Genomic DNA, 14,508 nt, shown 5'->3' on the forward strand with positions numbered 1-14,508 from the left:
CAGTTTTCTGTAAGCAAAACGAAAGCGAGGTTAAAGGTCGGTCGTTACAGAGGGGTGACGATAGTGTGAAGTCCTTGCTGTGGTCTGTGTAGTCCGCCGCCTGGCCGAGTCGCGGCTTGACCCGCGGCTGAGGCGGCGGTCTGGCGTGGCTTAGGCGCGCGGCCTGACGATGGGCGTGACGTCCAGTACATACATCTGCCGTTCGCCTTCATGCACGGAGTCGATGCAGACTTGCGTGCCGTCGCGGCTCCAGCGCGGATGCAGGTCGCAGCGGTTCTCCTTGGACAGGCGGGGATCGGCGTAGAAGCTGCCCAGCGCGTGGCGCAGGCCGGTCTGCATGTCGTAGAGGAACAGGATACGTTCGTGCGTGGCCGAGTCCGGATAGGTGTCGCTCAGCAGCCAGCGCGTGTCCACCGGCGAGTAGGTCATGTGGCCGTTCTCCGTCAGCACGCCGTCGCCCACGACCTGGACCGCGCCGTCGGGCGCATCCTGATAGAGGTGGTAGTGGATGCTGCCGTCATGCGGGCCCCACACGATGATCGTCCGGTCGTCGCGCCACAGCGGATGCGAGATCTGGTATTCGGATTTCTCGTAATCGAAGGTGCCCACGGCGCTGGGGTCGAAGTCGTCGGCCAGTTGCGGCAGTGGATGGTCGGAGCATTCCAGCAGGCGCATGTCGCTGCCGTCCGCGTTCATGGTGATCAGGCGGTGCAGGAAGCAGGTCTCGTCCTTCACGCGTTCTGTCCAGCGGTGCAGGAACAGGATGCGCGAGGACGAAGGGTTGATCTCGATATGGCTGACCCAGTGGATGGCGCGTTCCATCGAGTCGCGCGGATGGAAGTTGCGCAGGTCGGCATAGCTGACCAGCAGGCGGTGCGCACCGCTCTCCAGATCCATGCTGTGGATGCCGTCGTCGGCCGGGGCGTCGGCCACGGGGCCGGGCGCGTGTTCGCTGTAGCCGATGGTCTCGTGCGTGATGTAGAGGCGGCGGTAGTCGACGCAGAGCGCGTAGCGGCTGTTGGGCGCGGCCACGTAGATGGGCAGCGGCAGGTATCGCGTCTGGCCGGTGGCGACGTTGTGGACGGCGGAGCGGAAGCCCGGATAGAAGCCGCTGTCGTCGTCGCGCCGGCAGTTGTAGATCATCTGCGGCTCGGCCTCGCCGTCCAACCATTGCAGCTGGCAGCCCATCTGCCAGTTCCAGGCCGTGGTGCTGCCCACGGCGTGGTAGCGGTCGCCATCCTGCAGGTCGAAGTAGCCCACCTCGGCGCTCAACGCGGGCGTGAGCGGCGCGTCTTTGAATGGCGTGCGGTTGGCCAGCAGATAGCGGCCGTCGCGATGCCAGACGGTCTTGTTGTAGTAGCCGAAAAAGTGATGGTGCGGCGTGGCGCCCAGGCGGCGGCAGGCGATGGGCGTGGCGAGCATGCGGTTCATGGATGGCGGAGCAAGGAGTAAGTCGGAAAGAAAAGGGCGGCGCAGGCGCCGCCCCGTGGCAGGCGTTCAGCCCGCGGTGATGTGTTCGGTCTCGATGACCTTGTTCCAGCGGGCCCGTTCGCGTTCGACGAACTCGCGCGCCTCGGCGGGGCTGTTGCCGACCGGCGTCATGCCCAGGCGTTCCAGGCCTTCGCGGAATACCGGGTCGGCGTAGATGCGGCGCAGGTCGGCGCTGATCTTCTCGATCAGCGCGTCCGGCACGTCCTTGCTGGCGGCCAAGGTGGTCCAAGACGTCACGGTCAGGCCGGGCAGCCCGGCTTCGGCCGCGGTGGGCACGTCGGGCAGGGCGGGTGAGCGGGCGGCGCCGGTGATGGCCAGCGCCTTGAGCTTCTTGGCCTGGATGTAGCCGATGGTGGTGGGCACGTTCTCGAACAGCAGCTGGATCTGGCCGCCCAGCAGATCGTTGGTGGCGGCGGAACTGCCGCGGTACGGGATGTGCATGATGGGCGCCTGCGCGGCCATCTTGTAGAGTTCGCCGACCATATGCACGGACGAACCCACGCCGGCCGAGCCGAAATGCAGCGTTTCCGGCTTGGCCTTTGCGAGGGCGGTGAGCTCGGCCAGGGTGTTGGCTTCCAGCGCGGGATTGGCCACCACCACGTGCGGCATCTCGGCCACGATCGTGATCAGCTTCAGATCGCGGGCGGGCTGGTAGTTGAGGTTCTTGTAGACCCCGTAGGTGGCGTGCAGGCCGATGGAGCCAAGCAGCAGGGTATAGCCGTCCGGGCCGGAGTCGGCGACGAACTTGCCGCCGATGTGGCCGCCGGCGCCGGGACGGTTTTCCACCACCACCGACTGGCCGTATAGCTTGCCCAGGTGTTCGGCCAACAGGCGGCCCTGGATGTCGGAGCTGCCGCCCGCGGTGAAGGGCACGATGATGCGTATCGGCCGGTCGGGGTAGTTGGCTTGCGCGTGCGCGGCCAGCGGCAGCGTCGCTGCCGTCACGCTCAGGCACAGCGTTTGCAGGAGGTGGCGCCAGGAGCGGCGGAGGTTCATGTGGTTTCCCCTGGGAGGTTGGATATCGCGGGGGCGCATCTGGCGGCGCCCTTGGGAAAACCAGTGTAGGAGTCGGCGAGTATTTGAAAAAATTCTTTTTTCAACATAGGCTATGCAGAATTGCCATACATTGCCTCAGCCATGAGCCGACCGTTGAATTTCCGCCAGATCGAAGCCTTCCACGCGGTCATGCTGGCCGGCACCACCACCGGCGCGGCGCAGATGCTGCGCACCACTCAGCCTTCGGTCAGCCGCCTGCTGGCGCAGGTGCAGCAGGCCAGTGGCCTGAAACTGTTCGACATGGAGCGCGGGCGCTTGCGGCCCACGCGCGAAGCCAAGGACCTGTTCGATACCGTCCAGCGCCATTTCGTGGGACTGGAGCGCATCGAGGACCGCGTCGCGGCGATGCGGCGCAGCGGCAGCGGGGTGCTGCGCCTGGCCTGCACCCCGGCGCTGGGCCTGGGCGTGCTGCCGGGCGCGATCGAAACCTTCGCGCAGCGCTATCCCGACGTGCACATCAATATGCAGACCGTGGGCAGCCAGTATCTGCGCGAAGGGCTGCTGCACGGCACCTACGATGTGGTGGTGACCACGGCGCCGCTGGACGGCGCCCAGTTGGAAATGCAAAGCCTGCACGAGAGCGCCGCGGTCTGCGTGATGCGGCCCGATCATCCGCTCGCCGCGCAGCCGTCCGTCGGCATCATGGACCTGGACGGGCGCCGCCTGCTGGTGTTGAACGCGGACGACGACGTCTATCTGCAGCTGCGCGGCGCCATGCAGGATCACCAGGTGCAGCCGGCGTCGGAAATCGAGACCACGTATTCGTCCACCATTTGCGCGCTGGCCGCCGCCGGCAGCGGCCTGGGCGTGGTCAATCCCTACATCGCGGCCGTGTTCGCGGACCGGCTGGCGATACGGCCGTTCATGCCGCGCCTGCCGGTCCGCGTCAGCATGGCCTATCCGGCGCAGACCGCGCCGTCGAGCGTGACGGAGGCCTTCGTGGAGATCCTGGCGCGTGGATTCCAGGCGCTGCCGGACGCGGCCTGAGCGCTGCAGGGAGGCGCCCGGGCTCGCGTATCATCTGGCCATCGCGCCGGCTCAGCTCTTGCGGTTCTCGTAAGAAGTATCCAGCACGTCATCTTCCGGGGTGATGATGCCGGGTTCGCCGGGTTCCGCCACGGCGCGTCCGCGCCGAGGCATGCCGGCGACCTCCTTGCTTTTGTCCGCCATTGGCAGTACTTCGGTGCCTTTGCGCGGGTCGACGGCGGCGGGTTGGTCCGTTTCGGCGGCCTTGGCGGCCTGCGGATCGGGGGCGGTTTTCAACATGATGTCTGCTCCGCTTGCGGGCGTCCCGGGATGGCGACGCGCCTGATTGCCACTTCCATCTTAGGACGGCACGCACGCTTGGGAGCAGGAAAGCCTGTCACGTTTGCAAGGGGCTGTTGCAGGAGCCCGACCCTTATAATTTCCAGCGCCTTGCGGCTTGCCGCCAGCCGCGCGGTTTCTCACTTTCCATACGCCTACCTTGACTGAATCCGTCGAACGCTCCGTCCATGCTGAACTCGTCGCCGTGCTGGTCGCCGTCACCAACGGCGAGCCGCGGGTGCTGACGACCGACGACGCGCGCACCTTGCCGGCAGGTCCCTTCGAACTGTCGCACCGTTCGTTGCAGGCCGGCCTGCGCGCCTGGGTGGAGCAGCAGACCCATCACCCGCTGGGCTATGTGGAGCAGCTCTACACCTTCGCCGACGGCGACCGCTCTGATGAATCGGGCGCGCGCGTCATGTCGGTCAGCTATCTGGGCCTGACGCGCGAGGCCGGCGAGACCGGCGTGGCGCAAGTCGGTTGGCAGGACTGGTACCGCTACTTCCCCTGGGAAGACCGGCGCACGGGCACGCCCGCGCTGGTGGAAGAACTTATCGTGCCGCGCCTGACGGCCTGGTGCGTAGACAGCGCCGACGCCGCCGTGCGCGCGCGCCGCCATCAACGCGCCGCCATCACCTTCGGGCTGGACGGCTCGCCGTGGAACGAGGACATGGTGTTGCAGCGCTACGAACTGCTGTTCGAGGCTGGACTGGTGCCCGAAGCGGCGCGGCGCGGGAGCAAAGGCGCCGTGGTGCCGGGCGAACCCATGCGCCATGACCATCGCCGCATCCTGGCCACGGGCATCGCGCGGCTGCGGGCCAAGATCAAGTACCGGCCCGTGGTGTTCGAATTGATGCCGGCGCAGTTCACCTTGCTGCAACTGCAACTGGCCGTGGAAGCGCTGGCCGGCCGCGGCTTGCACAAGCAGAATTTCCGCCGCCTCATCGAGCAGCAGGCGCTGGTGGAAGAAACCGGCGAAATGGCCACGGGCACGGCCGGCAGGCCGGCCAAGCTGTTCCGCTTCCGCCGCGACGTGCTGCTGGAGCGCGCTATCGCGGGGAGCAAGTTGCCGTTGTCGCGGGCGACGTGACAGGCGGATGCGTCATGGGCTTGCGAGTCCAGCTTACCCGACATGGGGAGGTTCAGCGATTCTCGCGGGTGTGCCACAGCCGCAGCACGTAGACGATCGAGTCCTGAATTTCGTACTGGACTTCGTACTCTCCCACCAGAATTCTCCTTACCTCCCGCGGTTCGAACTGAAACAGTTGCTCGCCGATGCGCGGGTTGGTCAACAGGATGGTTGGAGCCTTGGTCAGCGCCTGCACTGCCCGAGCGGCAGCGGGCTTGTTTACTAGGGCAAGAAATTCATACATGCGCGCTAAGTCGGCAAGCGCTTTGCTGGTCCACTTGAGCGCCATCAACGTGGCACCGGCAGGGGCTCGTCAGTACTCAGGCTCTCTGCCCATGCCTGCACGGCCAGATGGTCAATGACGCGGCCCGCGTCTACGTCGGCCAACGCTTCCTGGGTCAGCCGGTCGCGCTCTTCTTCTTGGGCGATCCAGGCGGAAAGCGCCTGCTTTACGATCCAGCCGCGCGAGCGTTCAAGCCGGGTGGCCATCTGATCTACCTTGTCGGCAAGAGGAAGCGGTACGTGTGCGGTCAGAACTTTGGTTGCTGCTGTCATGTTGCACCTTTTCTCGGAACTTGATCTTGCCTGCACCAGGCGACAGTGTGATCACGACGAGACGAATGTCAGACGTGATGACAGGTTCTGTGATCTCAAAATAATCATAGTGATTAAAATCTAATCGATCAAATCAACCATCCCAGGCTCGATAGGGGAACTCCACGTTCGGTTGATTTCGTGGCTGAACGCTTGACAAGCCTTATGCTCGTCTCTAGCATAATTACTGCGCAATCCCTGCGCGCCTTTTTTTAATCATTAAATACTCAAAATGAGCATTAAAGCCGCAGCGCCTGTGACCGTCGCCCGACTGGCCGTTCCTCCCTTGCCGGAAGTCATGCTGGAACCGCTGGTGCGCGCGGCCCTGCTCGAGGACCTGGGACGCGCCGGCGATCTGACCACCGATGCCATCGTGCCCGCCGACGCCACGGCGCAGACGCGGCTGGTGGCACGCCAGGCAGGCGTGCTGGCCGGGCTGGACCTGGCGCGCCTGGCGTTTCGCGCCATGGACCCGGGCATCAAGTTCGAGGTCGCGCTGCGTGACGGCAGCGAGCTGCAGCCGGGGGCGGAAATCGCCCGTATCAGCGGCAACGCGCGCGCCATGCTGACGGCCGAGCGCGTGGCGCTGAACTTCCTGTGCCATCTGAGCGGCGTGGCCAGCGCCACCGCTTCCATTGCCCGCGCCATCGAAGGCTACGGCGCCCGCGTCACTTGCACCCGCAAGACCATGCCGGGCCTGCGTGCCGTGCAGAAGTACGCGGTGCGCGTGGGCGGCGGCAGCAATCACCGCCACGGCCTGGACGACGCGGTGCTGATCAAGGACAACCATATCGCGCTGGCGGGCGGGGTCGCCACGGCGGTCGAGCGGGCGCGCGCCGGCATTGGCCATATGGTCAAGATCGAACTGGAAGTGGACACGCTGGAGCAGCTGGAAACGGCGCTGTCTCTGGGCGTGGACGTGGTGCTGCTGGACAACATGAGCCTGGACGACCTGCGCCGCGCAGTCGCCATGGCGCGGGGCCGCGCCATTACCGAGGCCTCGGGCCGCATCACGCCCGAAACCGCCGCCGCCGTGGCGGCCACCGGCGTGGATCAGATTGCGGTGGGCTGGATCACCCATAGTGCCAAGGTGCTCGACATCGGCCTGGACGCCTGAGCCTGTTCGCCGGCTTCGGCCGGTATCGCCCATGTTTCTGTGCGCGTGTGCCGCACAGGAACGCTTGCAAGCCCGCATCATGAATCGCCTGCTTAGCTCTGTTCTTACGCTTCTGGTCCTGCCGCTGGCTGCCTGCGGCAATTCGCCTTCGGGCGAAGCGCCCAAGGATGCCGCGTATCCCTCCCACCCCATCACCATCGTGGTGACGTTTCCGCCGGGCGGCGGCACCGACCTGCTGGCGCGCCGCATCGGCGCCAGCCTGCAGGAGCAGTTCGGCATGGCGGTGGTGGTGGAAAACCGTCCCGGGGCCAGCGGCAATATCGGCGCCCGCGCCGTGGCGGAAGCGCCTGCGGACGGCTACACGCTGCTGATGGTCAACAGTTCCTTCGCGATCAATCCGGGGGTCTATGGCAACCTGGGTTTTGCACCGAAGAAGGATTTCGCGGCGGTCATCAACGTGGCCTTCGTGCCGTCGGTGTACGTGGTGCCTGCGGCGTCGCCCTGGCGCAATCTGGATGACGCGCTGGCCGCCGCCAAGCCGGACCGGCCGCTGCCGTTCGCGTCTTGCGGTAACGGCACGCCGCAGCATCTGGCAGGCGAGATGCTGGCGCGCGCCACCGGCGCGGTCCTGCAGCATGTGCCCTACAAGGGCTGCGGACCGGCGTTGACCGATGTGACGGCGGGGCAGGTGGGCATGGGCGTGGTCACCGCCTCCAGCGCCGCGCCCTTGATCGCGGCCGGCAAGCTGCGGGCGTTGGCGGTGACTTCACCGGCGCGTTCGCCGCTGATGCCGTCGGTGCCGACGGTGGCCGAGCAGGGGGTGTCCGGCTACGCGTTGGACCAGTGGCATGGCCTCTTGGCGCCGGCGGCCACGCCGCCCGCGATAGTGGCCAAGCTGAATGCGGCGGTGGCCAAGATCGTCCAGCGCCCCGAGGTGCAGGTGGCGCTGCGCGAACAGGGCTTCACGCCCGCAAGCAGCACGCCGCGTGAATTCCAGGCCATGATCAATGCGGATATCGACCGCTACACCGCCTTGACGGAAGCGATCGGCCTGCGCGCCGACTGAGGGGGCGCAGGCCGGCTGCCTCAGGCCGCGGCGGCCCGGGCGTGCTGTTCCAGCTGTTCCTTCAGGCCTGGCTGGAGCTTGAGCTGGCGCGCCAATTCGTCCAGATAGGCGCGTTCCATATAGCTTTCCTCGTCCACCACCAGCAGGCTGGCCAAGTACATCTCGGCCGCCATTTCCGGCGTCTGCGCGGCTTGCGCAATGACGGAAGGATCCAGCGGACGCGACAACTCGGCTTCGAGCCAGCGGCGGTCCTGCGCGTCTGAAGACAACTTGGACAGTTCGGTTTCGAGCAGGGTGCGTTCTTCCGGGCCGATATGGCCGTCGGCCTTGGCCGCGCCGATCATGGCGGTCAGCACGGCGGTGCTGTGCTGCTCGGCCTGGGGCGCGGGCAAGCGGTCCAGCGTCTGCGGCGGAGCGGCCGGCGCGCCGGACTGGCTGCGCTGCCAGTCGCCGTAGGCGCGGTAGGCCAGGGCGCCCAGCGCCGCCATGCCGCCGTACATGGCGACCTTGCCGCCGATCTTGCGGGCCTTCTTGCTGCCCAGCAGCAGCCCGAGCGCGCCCGCGCCCAGCGCGCCGCCGCCCAAGCCGGTCAGGAATGACGAACCCTTGCCGCCGGTGGCGTTCTGCACGCGGTTGGTGGTGTCGGACAGTAGGCCTTGCCCGGACTGCAGCAGTTGGTCGAGTAGTTGTCTGGCGCTCATGCGGCCCCCTTAAAGATGTGCTCAGGTATTGCGGATAGAGATATCCGACAGGGGCCAGAGCCAGAAGTTCAGCTTACAGTCAGTTGCTTGGGCCGAGTGGCGTCCTCGGGGGGCGGCCAGGTGCTACAACGTGGTCTGGGGCGGCCACGGCGGCCGCCCGCCAGGACCCGTTACAGGAGATAGCATCCATGAGCATCCGCGTGCGCCAGAATGCGCCCAACACGCTGCAATTCACCGCCACGGCCGAAGGCCACGATCTGCCGCTGGACATGCCCCAGCCACAGGGCGCCGGCCCCGATCCGCATGACTACTTCGATACCGCGCTAGGCGGCTGCAAGGCCATGACCCTGATGGTCTACGCGCAGCGCAAGGGTTTGCCGCTGGAATCGGTGGGGGTGGAAGTGGTGCGCGACGCCAGCGAGGAACGCAAGGGCATCTACCGCTTGACGGCCAAGCTGACGCTCAATGGCGAGCTGTCCGACGCGCAGATCGATGAACTGCTGGCGGTGGCCGAGAAGTGCCCGGTGCACAAGCTGATGACGGCGGTGGACGTACAAGTGTCCACCGTGGTGGTGCAGCCGGCCTGAGCGGGCCGGCTTGCCGCGGCGGGGGCCGATGGCCCCGCCGCGCTGGGACTTAGTCTTCCATGCCCGGGACGACGGTCGAGAAACCGGCGTCCACGTGCGTGATTTCGCCCGTCACGCCAGCGGCCAGGTCCGACAGCATGAAGGCAGCCACGTTGCCCACGTCTTCGATGGTGACGTTGCGGCGCAGGGGAGCCTGGGCTTCCACGAACTTCAGGATCGCCGAGAAGTCCTTGATGCCGCTGGCGGCCAGGGTCTTGATGGGGCCGGCGGAAATGCCGTTGGCGCGGATGCCGCGCGGGCCCAGCGCCGTCGCCAGGTAGCGCACGCTGGCTTCCAGCGAGGCCTTGGCCAGGCCCATGGTGTTGTAGTTCGGAACCACGCGCTCGGCGCCCAGGTAGGTCAGCGTCAGCACGGAGCCGTTGCGGCCTTCCATCAGCGGCAGCGCGGCCTTGGCCATGGCCGCGAAGCTGTAGGCCGAGATGTCATGCGCGATGCGGAAGCCTTCGCGCGACAGGCCGTCGAGGAAGTTGCCGGCGATGGCTTCGCGCGGCGCGAAACCGATGGAGTGCACCAGGCCGTCCAGGCCGTCCCAGTGCTGGCCGAGTTCGGCGAAGGCGCCTTCGATCTGGCTGTCTTCGGCCACATCGCAGGGCAGCACGATCTTGCTGCCGAATTCGGCGGCGAATTCGCCCACGCGGTCCTTGAAGCGGTCGCCCACGTAGGTGAACGCCAGTTCGGCGCCTTGTTGGTGACAGGCGCGCGCAATGCCGTAGGCGATGGATCGGTTGGAAAGCACCCCGGTGACCAGGATGCGCTTGCCGGCGAGAAAGCCCATATATCTATCCTTTGATTTTTTCCCTCTGGAGACCGCCTATTTTAAGGAGTTTGCGCGGTTTCGCGATATGAAAAACCCGCAGGGCGGTTCTGCCCGGAGTGCGCTTCAGGACGGCCGTCCGGCCGGCGGGAACTGGCGCACGAAGCTGGCGAGCAAGGGATCGCGCTGGTCGGCGCGCCAGACCAGTTCAAGATCGAACGTCAGGTCTATGCCGCTGACCTCCCTGAAGACCACGCCGGCCGGGCCATGCTGCCTGAACGAGGCGGGGATGATGGCGCAGCCCAGCCCCGCCGACACCAGGCCGAGGATGGTGGGAAGATCGGTTGCCAGGGCGGCCGGGCGCGTCAGCGGAATGCCGGCCGCCTTCAGGATGCGGACCAGCGCGTCATAGTGCGAGGGCGATCCGGCGCGCGGGAACAGGATGAACTTCTGGCCGGCCAGGTCCTTGAGCGTGCGGATGCTTCCCGCGCCGCGCGCCACGGCCGCGGGCATGGCCAGGATCATGCGGTCTTCATAGATTTTCATCCCCTCCACGTCGCTATCCAGCGGCGAGCGCCAGGCCACGATGCCTGCGTCCAATTCGTGGCGCTTGATCGCATCCAGCTGCCAGGCCGACAGGCCGGGTTCCACCATCACGTCGGTATCGGGCGAGGCGCGCGACAAGGCGGCGATCGCCTGTCCCAGGCCGGGCAGCCAGCTGTAGCCCGGCATGACGCCGATCTTCAGCGAGCCGGCCTTGCCGTTGGCCGCCAGCGCCACCTGCGCCCGCAAGGCTGCACCGCCCGCCAGCATCAGTTTTGCCTGGGCCAGCAGGGCCTCGCCAGCCCGCGTCAGCGCCACGCCGCGCGGCAGCCGCACCAACAGTTGCGCGCCGAATTCCTCTTCCAGGGCCATCATCTGGCGCGACAGGGCAGGCTGGGCGATATGCAAAGCCTTGGCCGCGCCCGCCACGCTGCCGGCCGCGCATACGGCAACGAAATAACGCAACTGTCTCAACTCCATGCCATGCCTCCCTGGCATACCTAGTGCTCATCAAAAGTATTTGTTGCGAAGGCTGCAAATACCTATATTTTCTGATTCAGTCCGATAACGTATACCTAAAAAGTCTATGACGAAAGCCACCTTCCGCAATTCGCCGTCGTTGCGTGACCGGCGGGTCGCGCACCTGCCCGCGCGCAACCCGCAGTGCGCGACGGCCTTCACCGACATCGATCTCGACGCGCCGGGCCGGCAGGCCGGCTTCCTGCACATCCCGCAGTCGCCTCACGACGACGCATGGGGCACGGTGCGCATTCCCATGGCGGTGCTGGCGAATGGCGACGGGCCCACGGTCATCCTGGAAGGCGGCAACCATGGCGACGAGTATGAAGGGCAGATCGTGCTGGGCGAACTGATCCGCGACCTGCCGCTGGACCGTGTCCGGGGCCGTTTGATCGTCATGCCCTCGCTCAATGCGCCGGCTGCGGAGGCCGGGCTGCGCACCTCGCCGCTGGACGGCAAGAACCTGAACCGCACGTTTCCCGGCGACCATGCCGGCAGCATTACCGAACAGATCGCCGCCTATGTCAGCGACCAATTGTTTGCGCGCGGCGACGCGTTCCTGAGCCTGCATTCCGGCGGGTCGTCCCTGGACATCATTCCCAGCGCCCTGGTGCAGCCGTCGCAGGATGCGGAGCAGACCCAGCGCAATATCGACGCCGTGATGGCCTTCGGCGCGCCGTTCAACGTGCTGTTGGATACGCTGGGCGACACGCGCACCAGCGTTGCCACGGCAGTGGCCGCAGGGCTCACCTGCGTCAGCACCGAGATGGCGGGGCGCGGCACCGTGACGGACAGCGCGCTCGCGCTATGCCGCGCCGGCGCCTTGCGCGTGCTGGCGCATTGGGGCGTGCTGGACCAGGCCTGTGCCCAGCCGCTGGCGGCGCAGCCCGCGTCCCTGTACAAGGTCAGCGGCGCGAAATCCTACGTCATCGCTTCGGAGCGGGGCGTGTTCGAGGCTTACCATCGGCATGGCGAGGCCGTCGAAGCCGGCCAGCCCGCGGGCCGCATCCACCAGACCTTCGATCCGCGGCGCGCGCCGGTAGAACTGCTTTACGGGACCAGCGGAGTCGTCTTCGCCAAGCGGCATCCTGGCATTGTCGTACCCGGCAACGTCTGCTGCGTGGTGGCCAACGCGGCGTGAGGCCGCAGCCCGATTCACTTTTTCAGAAATCAGAACATGGCAATTCATATCGAAACCCCGGCGCTCGCATCCCGCGCGTTCTCCCTGCGCAGCGGCAAGGACGTGCGCCTCAAGATGGAGGCGCTGCAGCCCAGCGGCTCGTTCAAGGCGCGCGGCATAGGCCACGCCTGCGAGGTCTACAAATCCCGCGGCGCGCGGCGCTTCATTTCTTCTTCCGGCGGCAACGCCGGCTATGCGGTGGCCTACGCCGGCCGCATGCTGGACACGCCGGTGACCGTGGTGGTGCCGGCCACGACCTCGGAACGCGCCAAGAGCCTGATCCGCTCCGAGGGCGCCGAGGTCATCGTGCATGGCGCTTCCTGGATGGAGGCCAACGCCCACGCACTTGAACTCATGACGCCGGCGGACGCGTTCCTGCATCCTTTCGATGACCCCTTGCTATGGGAGGGGCACGCGACCATGATCGACGAGCTGGCCCGGCAGGGCGGGCGGCCGGACGTGGTCATCTGCTCGGTGGGTGGCGGCGGGCTGCTGTGCGGCGTGGTCGAAGGCCTGCGGCGCAATGACTGGGCCGAGGTGCCGGTGATCGCCGCGGAGACTGCCGGCGCGGATTCCTACGCCCAGGCCCTGAGCGCGGGCACGCCGGTGCTGTTGCCCGAAATCAAGTCGATTGCGACTTCATTGGGCGCGCGCCAGGTCTGCGACCGCGCGCTGGATCTGGCGAAAGAGCACCCCATCGAGAGCGTCGTCGTATCGGACGCTGCCGCGGTGGCGGCCTGCGAAGACGTGCTGCTGGAGCACCGCATCCTGGTCGAACCCGCCTGTGGCGCATCGGTGGCGGCGCTGGAGAGCGGCTCGGAGTTCCTGAAGAGCGCCCGTTCGGTGGCGGTCATATTGTGCGGCGGCGTGGGTGTCACGGCGGGCCAGCTGGCGCAATGGAGCACGCAGTTCGCGGCGTAGCCCGGGCAATGGTGACTGGTCGCGCCGTCCGGCCTCACTTGGGCAGAATGCTCACGGGTTGCCGAAGAATGACCTTGCGTTTTGTGGGAGCGGTGCGATTCCAATCATCAAGATAGATCTCGTGATACGGCCCTGACGGCGCCAAACCTTCTTGCGGCAGATATTCCCCGTAGAGCTTTTCAAGCATGGCGGGGAGATCAGTGGTTTGGCCCACATGAAGAATCTGTACGCACTTTCCTTCGGCCAGCGCCTCCCAGCGGGGCGTTGGCGCACCGTTCAGTTCGTGGCGCATTTGCGCGACGGATTCCTCAAGGCACGCCGCATTCGCCCACACAGGCAAGGTTATCTGCGCGCGCCAACGCCAATTCTCGCGACGGCCCGCTGAGAAGTCGCGCATATCGTCTGCCCAATAGAGCAATTCCACGGGAGGCTCGACAAAGGCCTTTCCCAGGCGCTCACGAGCTTCGCGCCGTATGGGATAGATGGCGGTGTAAAGACCCTTGATCGCAGCCGTGACGGACGACGGTTCGGGTGCTCCTGCGCCATCCCAGACTGCGAATGGGAGCTTGGGTACATCGATCATGCTGAAAGCCCCTGTCGAGGGGGCGTAGAGCGCGCCGAGCATCGCCCTGTCGCGGATCAAATCGGTCATCCCTTCGTCGGCCATGGCTTGCTCCTCATGTAATCCAGGGTGGCGGTGATCCACCGGCCCTCTGCCGCCAGTTGGCTGGCGGAAAAGTCAAAAAGGACCTCGATGTGATCAGGCATCGGTTGCCGTTGCCGGCGCATAAGTTCGAGCCGTTCTGCTTCTGCCATGACTGAAGACAGGCGGTTCTCCAGTGCTGCCAGCGCTGACTCGCGCGACAGCGCTGGCCAATGAACCATCCCCAGCAAAAGGGATGAATGCGTGGGGCGATAGGCTCCAAGGGCAGAGATCGTCTGTTCCAGTAGCGCCTTGTGGCCCGTCGCAGTCGCCGAAAACGTCTTGCGCGTCTTGGTCCCCGCGGGGGCTTCCGCCAAAACCAGTCCCGCCTTCTCCAACTTTCCAAGCACGAAATAGATCGAGGAAAAACCGATCTGGGTCCATTCACGCATGCCCCGGGTTTCGATGACTTGTTCAAGTTCATAGCCGTGCCGCGGCATCTCCGCGACGAGGCCTAGTAGCAAGAGCTCGGAGTCGGTCAGGTTCATTGTTTTTATTCTAGTACTAGAATAAAAAGACAGGCAAGCTGAAATAAAAAAGGCGCGTCCCGCAAGGGCGCGCCTTTTGTTGTTCCGGCGGCGATCAGCCGCGGGCGTTGGTGCCTGGCACGCGCAACTGCGAGCCCACCTTCAGGGCACTGCCCTTGATGTTGTTGAGCGCGCGCAGCGCGTCGACCGAGGTGCCGTACTGCTTGGCCAGCGAGAACAGCGTGTCGCCCTGGCGCACCTTGTGGGTGCGGACATTGGGACGGGCGCTGGCGACGCGGGCGGCCGGCGCTTGCG

General features: G+C 66.1%; 18 protein-coding genes. 7 read left to right on the forward strand and 11 right to left on the reverse strand.

All coding sequences use genetic code 11. The features are described 5' to 3' along the window. Window positions 1–150: 150 nt before the first annotated feature. Together WBB14_RS24570 and WBB14_RS24575 are read right to left on the reverse strand one after the other, a co-directional pair. Window positions 151–1,431 carry a hypothetical protein gene (locus WBB14_RS24570; protein ID WP_424242077.1) on the reverse strand — a complete coding sequence of 427 codons (1,281 nt, stop codon included), beginning with the start codon at window positions 1,429–1,431 and terminating at the stop codon, window positions 151–153. A gap of 66 nt (window positions 1,432–1,497) precedes the next feature. Next, window positions 1,498–2,487 carry a Bug family tripartite tricarboxylate transporter substrate binding protein gene (locus tag WBB14_RS24575; RefSeq protein WP_424242078.1) on the reverse strand — a complete coding sequence of 330 codons (990 nt, stop codon included), beginning with the start codon at window positions 2,485–2,487 and terminating at the stop codon, window positions 1,498–1,500. A 141-nt stretch (window positions 2,488–2,628) separates the two neighbouring features. Here WBB14_RS24575 and WBB14_RS24580 point away from each other — a divergent pair, with 141 nt between their 5' ends. Next, the gene (locus WBB14_RS24580; RefSeq protein WP_424242079.1) at window positions 2,629–3,534 is read left to right on the forward strand and encodes a LysR substrate-binding domain-containing protein; all 906 of its coding nucleotides are present in this window, start codon (window positions 2,629–2,631) and stop codon (window positions 3,532–3,534) included. A 51-nt stretch (window positions 3,535–3,585) separates the two neighbouring features. On the opposite strand, the gene WBB14_RS24585 is transcribed toward WBB14_RS24580, so the two are convergent. Continuing rightward, the gene (locus tag WBB14_RS24585; protein ID WP_424242080.1) at window positions 3,586–3,813 is read right to left on the reverse strand and encodes a hypothetical protein; all 228 of its coding nucleotides are present in this window, start codon (window positions 3,811–3,813) and stop codon (window positions 3,586–3,588) included. Window positions 3,814–4,012: 199 nt separating this feature from the next. Between WBB14_RS24585 and WBB14_RS24590 the strand changes: the two genes are divergently transcribed. Continuing rightward, entirely contained in the window at window positions 4,013–4,942 is a 930-nt protein-coding gene (locus WBB14_RS24590) for an NUDIX hydrolase (RefSeq protein ID WP_424242081.1), read from the forward strand. A 52-nt stretch (window positions 4,943–4,994) separates the two neighbouring features. Here WBB14_RS24590 and WBB14_RS24595 read toward each other — a convergent pair whose 3' ends face one another. Continuing rightward, complete coding sequence (locus tag WBB14_RS24595; RefSeq protein ID WP_424242082.1) at window positions 4,995–5,270, reverse strand: type II toxin-antitoxin system RelE/ParE family toxin; 276 nt, start codon at window positions 5,268–5,270, stop codon at window positions 4,995–4,997. After that, window positions 5,270–5,536 carry a CopG family ribbon-helix-helix protein gene (locus WBB14_RS24600; protein WP_424242083.1) on the reverse strand — a complete coding sequence of 89 codons (267 nt, stop codon included), beginning with the start codon at window positions 5,534–5,536 and terminating at the stop codon, window positions 5,270–5,272. The genes WBB14_RS24595 and WBB14_RS24600 overlap by 1 nt, the downstream gene beginning before the upstream one ends. Before the next feature lie 271 nt (window positions 5,537–5,807). On the opposite strand from WBB14_RS24600, the gene nadC reads away from it, so the two are divergent. Together nadC and WBB14_RS24610 are read left to right on the forward strand one after the other, a co-directional pair. Beyond that, the gene (nadC, locus tag WBB14_RS24605) at window positions 5,808–6,692 is read left to right on the forward strand and encodes a carboxylating nicotinate-nucleotide diphosphorylase (RefSeq protein WP_424242084.1); all 885 of its coding nucleotides are present in this window, start codon (window positions 5,808–5,810) and stop codon (window positions 6,690–6,692) included. Between the two features lie 79 nt (window positions 6,693–6,771). Beyond that, window positions 6,772–7,758 carry a tripartite tricarboxylate transporter substrate binding protein gene (locus WBB14_RS24610; protein WP_424242085.1) on the forward strand — a complete coding sequence of 329 codons (987 nt, stop codon included), beginning with the start codon at window positions 6,772–6,774 and terminating at the stop codon, window positions 7,756–7,758. A gap of 20 nt (window positions 7,759–7,778) precedes the next feature. On the opposite strand, the gene WBB14_RS24615 is transcribed toward WBB14_RS24610, so the two are convergent. Then, window positions 7,779–8,459, reverse strand: coding sequence for a tellurite resistance TerB family protein (locus WBB14_RS24615; RefSeq protein WP_424242086.1), 681 nt, complete (start codon window positions 8,457–8,459; stop codon window positions 7,779–7,781). Between the two features lie 188 nt (window positions 8,460–8,647). On the opposite strand from WBB14_RS24615, the gene WBB14_RS24620 reads away from it, so the two are divergent. Next, window positions 8,648–9,046 carry an OsmC family protein gene (locus WBB14_RS24620; protein WP_424242087.1) on the forward strand — a complete coding sequence of 133 codons (399 nt, stop codon included), beginning with the start codon at window positions 8,648–8,650 and terminating at the stop codon, window positions 9,044–9,046. Window positions 9,047–9,095: 49 nt separating this feature from the next. On the opposite strand, the gene fabI is transcribed toward WBB14_RS24620, so the two are convergent. Together fabI and WBB14_RS24630 are read right to left on the reverse strand one after the other, a co-directional pair. Next, window positions 9,096–9,881: an enoyl-ACP reductase FabI gene (gene fabI / locus WBB14_RS24625; protein ID WP_424242088.1), complete on the reverse strand. Its 786-nt coding sequence runs from the start codon at window positions 9,879–9,881 to the stop codon at window positions 9,096–9,098. A gap of 105 nt (window positions 9,882–9,986) precedes the next feature. Beyond that, the gene (locus tag WBB14_RS24630; protein WP_424242089.1) at window positions 9,987–10,883 is read right to left on the reverse strand and encodes a LysR family transcriptional regulator; all 897 of its coding nucleotides are present in this window, start codon (window positions 10,881–10,883) and stop codon (window positions 9,987–9,989) included. Between the two features lie 106 nt (window positions 10,884–10,989). On the opposite strand from WBB14_RS24630, the gene WBB14_RS24635 reads away from it, so the two are divergent. Together WBB14_RS24635 and WBB14_RS24640 are read left to right on the forward strand one after the other, a co-directional pair. Beyond that, a complete protein-coding gene (locus tag WBB14_RS24635; RefSeq protein ID WP_424242090.1) occupies window positions 10,990–12,063 on the forward strand; it encodes a succinylglutamate desuccinylase/aspartoacylase family protein in 1,074 nt (357 codons plus the stop codon). Between the two features lie 36 nt (window positions 12,064–12,099). Then, complete coding sequence (locus tag WBB14_RS24640) at window positions 12,100–13,023, forward strand: pyridoxal-phosphate dependent enzyme (protein ID WP_424242091.1); 924 nt, start codon at window positions 12,100–12,102, stop codon at window positions 13,021–13,023. A gap of 34 nt (window positions 13,024–13,057) precedes the next feature. Here WBB14_RS24640 and WBB14_RS24645 read toward each other — a convergent pair whose 3' ends face one another. The 3 genes from WBB14_RS24645 to WBB14_RS24655 all read right to left on the reverse strand — a co-directional run. Next, the gene (locus WBB14_RS24645; RefSeq protein ID WP_424242092.1) at window positions 13,058–13,690 is read right to left on the reverse strand and encodes a GyrI-like domain-containing protein; all 633 of its coding nucleotides are present in this window, start codon (window positions 13,688–13,690) and stop codon (window positions 13,058–13,060) included. Continuing rightward, window positions 13,672–14,214 (reverse strand): PadR family transcriptional regulator, encoded by a 543-nt coding sequence (locus WBB14_RS24650; RefSeq protein ID WP_424242093.1) that lies wholly within the window; start codon window positions 14,212–14,214, stop codon window positions 13,672–13,674. Before WBB14_RS24650 ends, WBB14_RS24645 begins: the two co-directional genes overlap by 19 nt. Window positions 14,215–14,308: 94 nt before the next feature. Further along, on the reverse strand, window positions 14,309–14,508 hold a 200-nt coding region (locus WBB14_RS24655), incomplete at its 5' end, for a LysM peptidoglycan-binding domain-containing protein (protein ID WP_424242094.1).

Origin of the sequence: Achromobacter sp., assembly GCF_049647645.1 — a bacterium.
GTDB lineage: Bacteria > Pseudomonadota > Gammaproteobacteria > Burkholderiales > Burkholderiaceae_B > Achromobacter.

Excerpts from the sequence above, each read along its gene's own strand:
- WBB14_RS24585 (WP_424242080.1), bottom strand. The coding sequence starts at position 3,813 with ATGTTGAAAACCGCCCCCGATCCGCAGGCCGCCAAGGCCGCCGAAACG.
- WBB14_RS24580 (WP_424242079.1), top strand. The coding sequence starts at position 2,629 with ATGAGCCGACCGTTGAATTTCCGCCAGATCGAAGCCTTCCACGCGGTC.
- WBB14_RS24650 (WP_424242093.1), bottom strand. The coding sequence starts at position 14,214 with ATGAACCTGACCGACTCCGAGCTCTTGCTACTAGGCCTCGTCGCGGAG.
- WBB14_RS24645 (WP_424242092.1), bottom strand. The coding sequence starts at position 13,690 with ATGGCCGACGAAGGGATGACCGATTTGATCCGCGACAGGGCGATGCTC.
- WBB14_RS24630 (WP_424242089.1), bottom strand. The coding sequence starts at position 10,883 with ATGGAGTTGAGACAGTTGCGTTATTTCGTTGCCGTATGCGCGGCCGGC.
- WBB14_RS24595 (WP_424242082.1), bottom strand. The coding sequence starts at position 5,270 with ATGGCGCTCAAGTGGACCAGCAAAGCGCTTGCCGACTTAGCGCGCATG.
- WBB14_RS24570 (WP_424242077.1), bottom strand. The coding sequence starts at position 1,431 with ATGAACCGCATGCTCGCCACGCCCATCGCCTGCCGCCGCCTGGGCGCC.
- WBB14_RS24620 (WP_424242087.1), top strand. The coding sequence starts at position 8,648 with ATGAGCATCCGCGTGCGCCAGAATGCGCCCAACACGCTGCAATTCACC.
- WBB14_RS24575 (WP_424242078.1), bottom strand. The coding sequence starts at position 2,487 with ATGAACCTCCGCCGCTCCTGGCGCCACCTCCTGCAAACGCTGTGCCTG.
- WBB14_RS24615 (WP_424242086.1), bottom strand. The coding sequence starts at position 8,459 with ATGAGCGCCAGACAACTACTCGACCAACTGCTGCAGTCCGGGCAAGGC.
- WBB14_RS24610 (WP_424242085.1), top strand. The coding sequence starts at position 6,772 with ATGAATCGCCTGCTTAGCTCTGTTCTTACGCTTCTGGTCCTGCCGCTG.
- WBB14_RS24635 (WP_424242090.1), top strand. The coding sequence starts at position 10,990 with ATGACGAAAGCCACCTTCCGCAATTCGCCGTCGTTGCGTGACCGGCGG.
- fabI (WP_424242088.1), bottom strand. The coding sequence starts at position 9,881 with ATGGGCTTTCTCGCCGGCAAGCGCATCCTGGTCACCGGGGTGCTTTCC.
- nadC (WP_424242084.1), top strand. The coding sequence starts at position 5,808 with ATGAGCATTAAAGCCGCAGCGCCTGTGACCGTCGCCCGACTGGCCGTT.
- WBB14_RS24600 (WP_424242083.1), bottom strand. The coding sequence starts at position 5,536 with ATGACAGCAGCAACCAAAGTTCTGACCGCACACGTACCGCTTCCTCTT.
- WBB14_RS24640 (WP_424242091.1), top strand. The coding sequence starts at position 12,100 with ATGGCAATTCATATCGAAACCCCGGCGCTCGCATCCCGCGCGTTCTCC.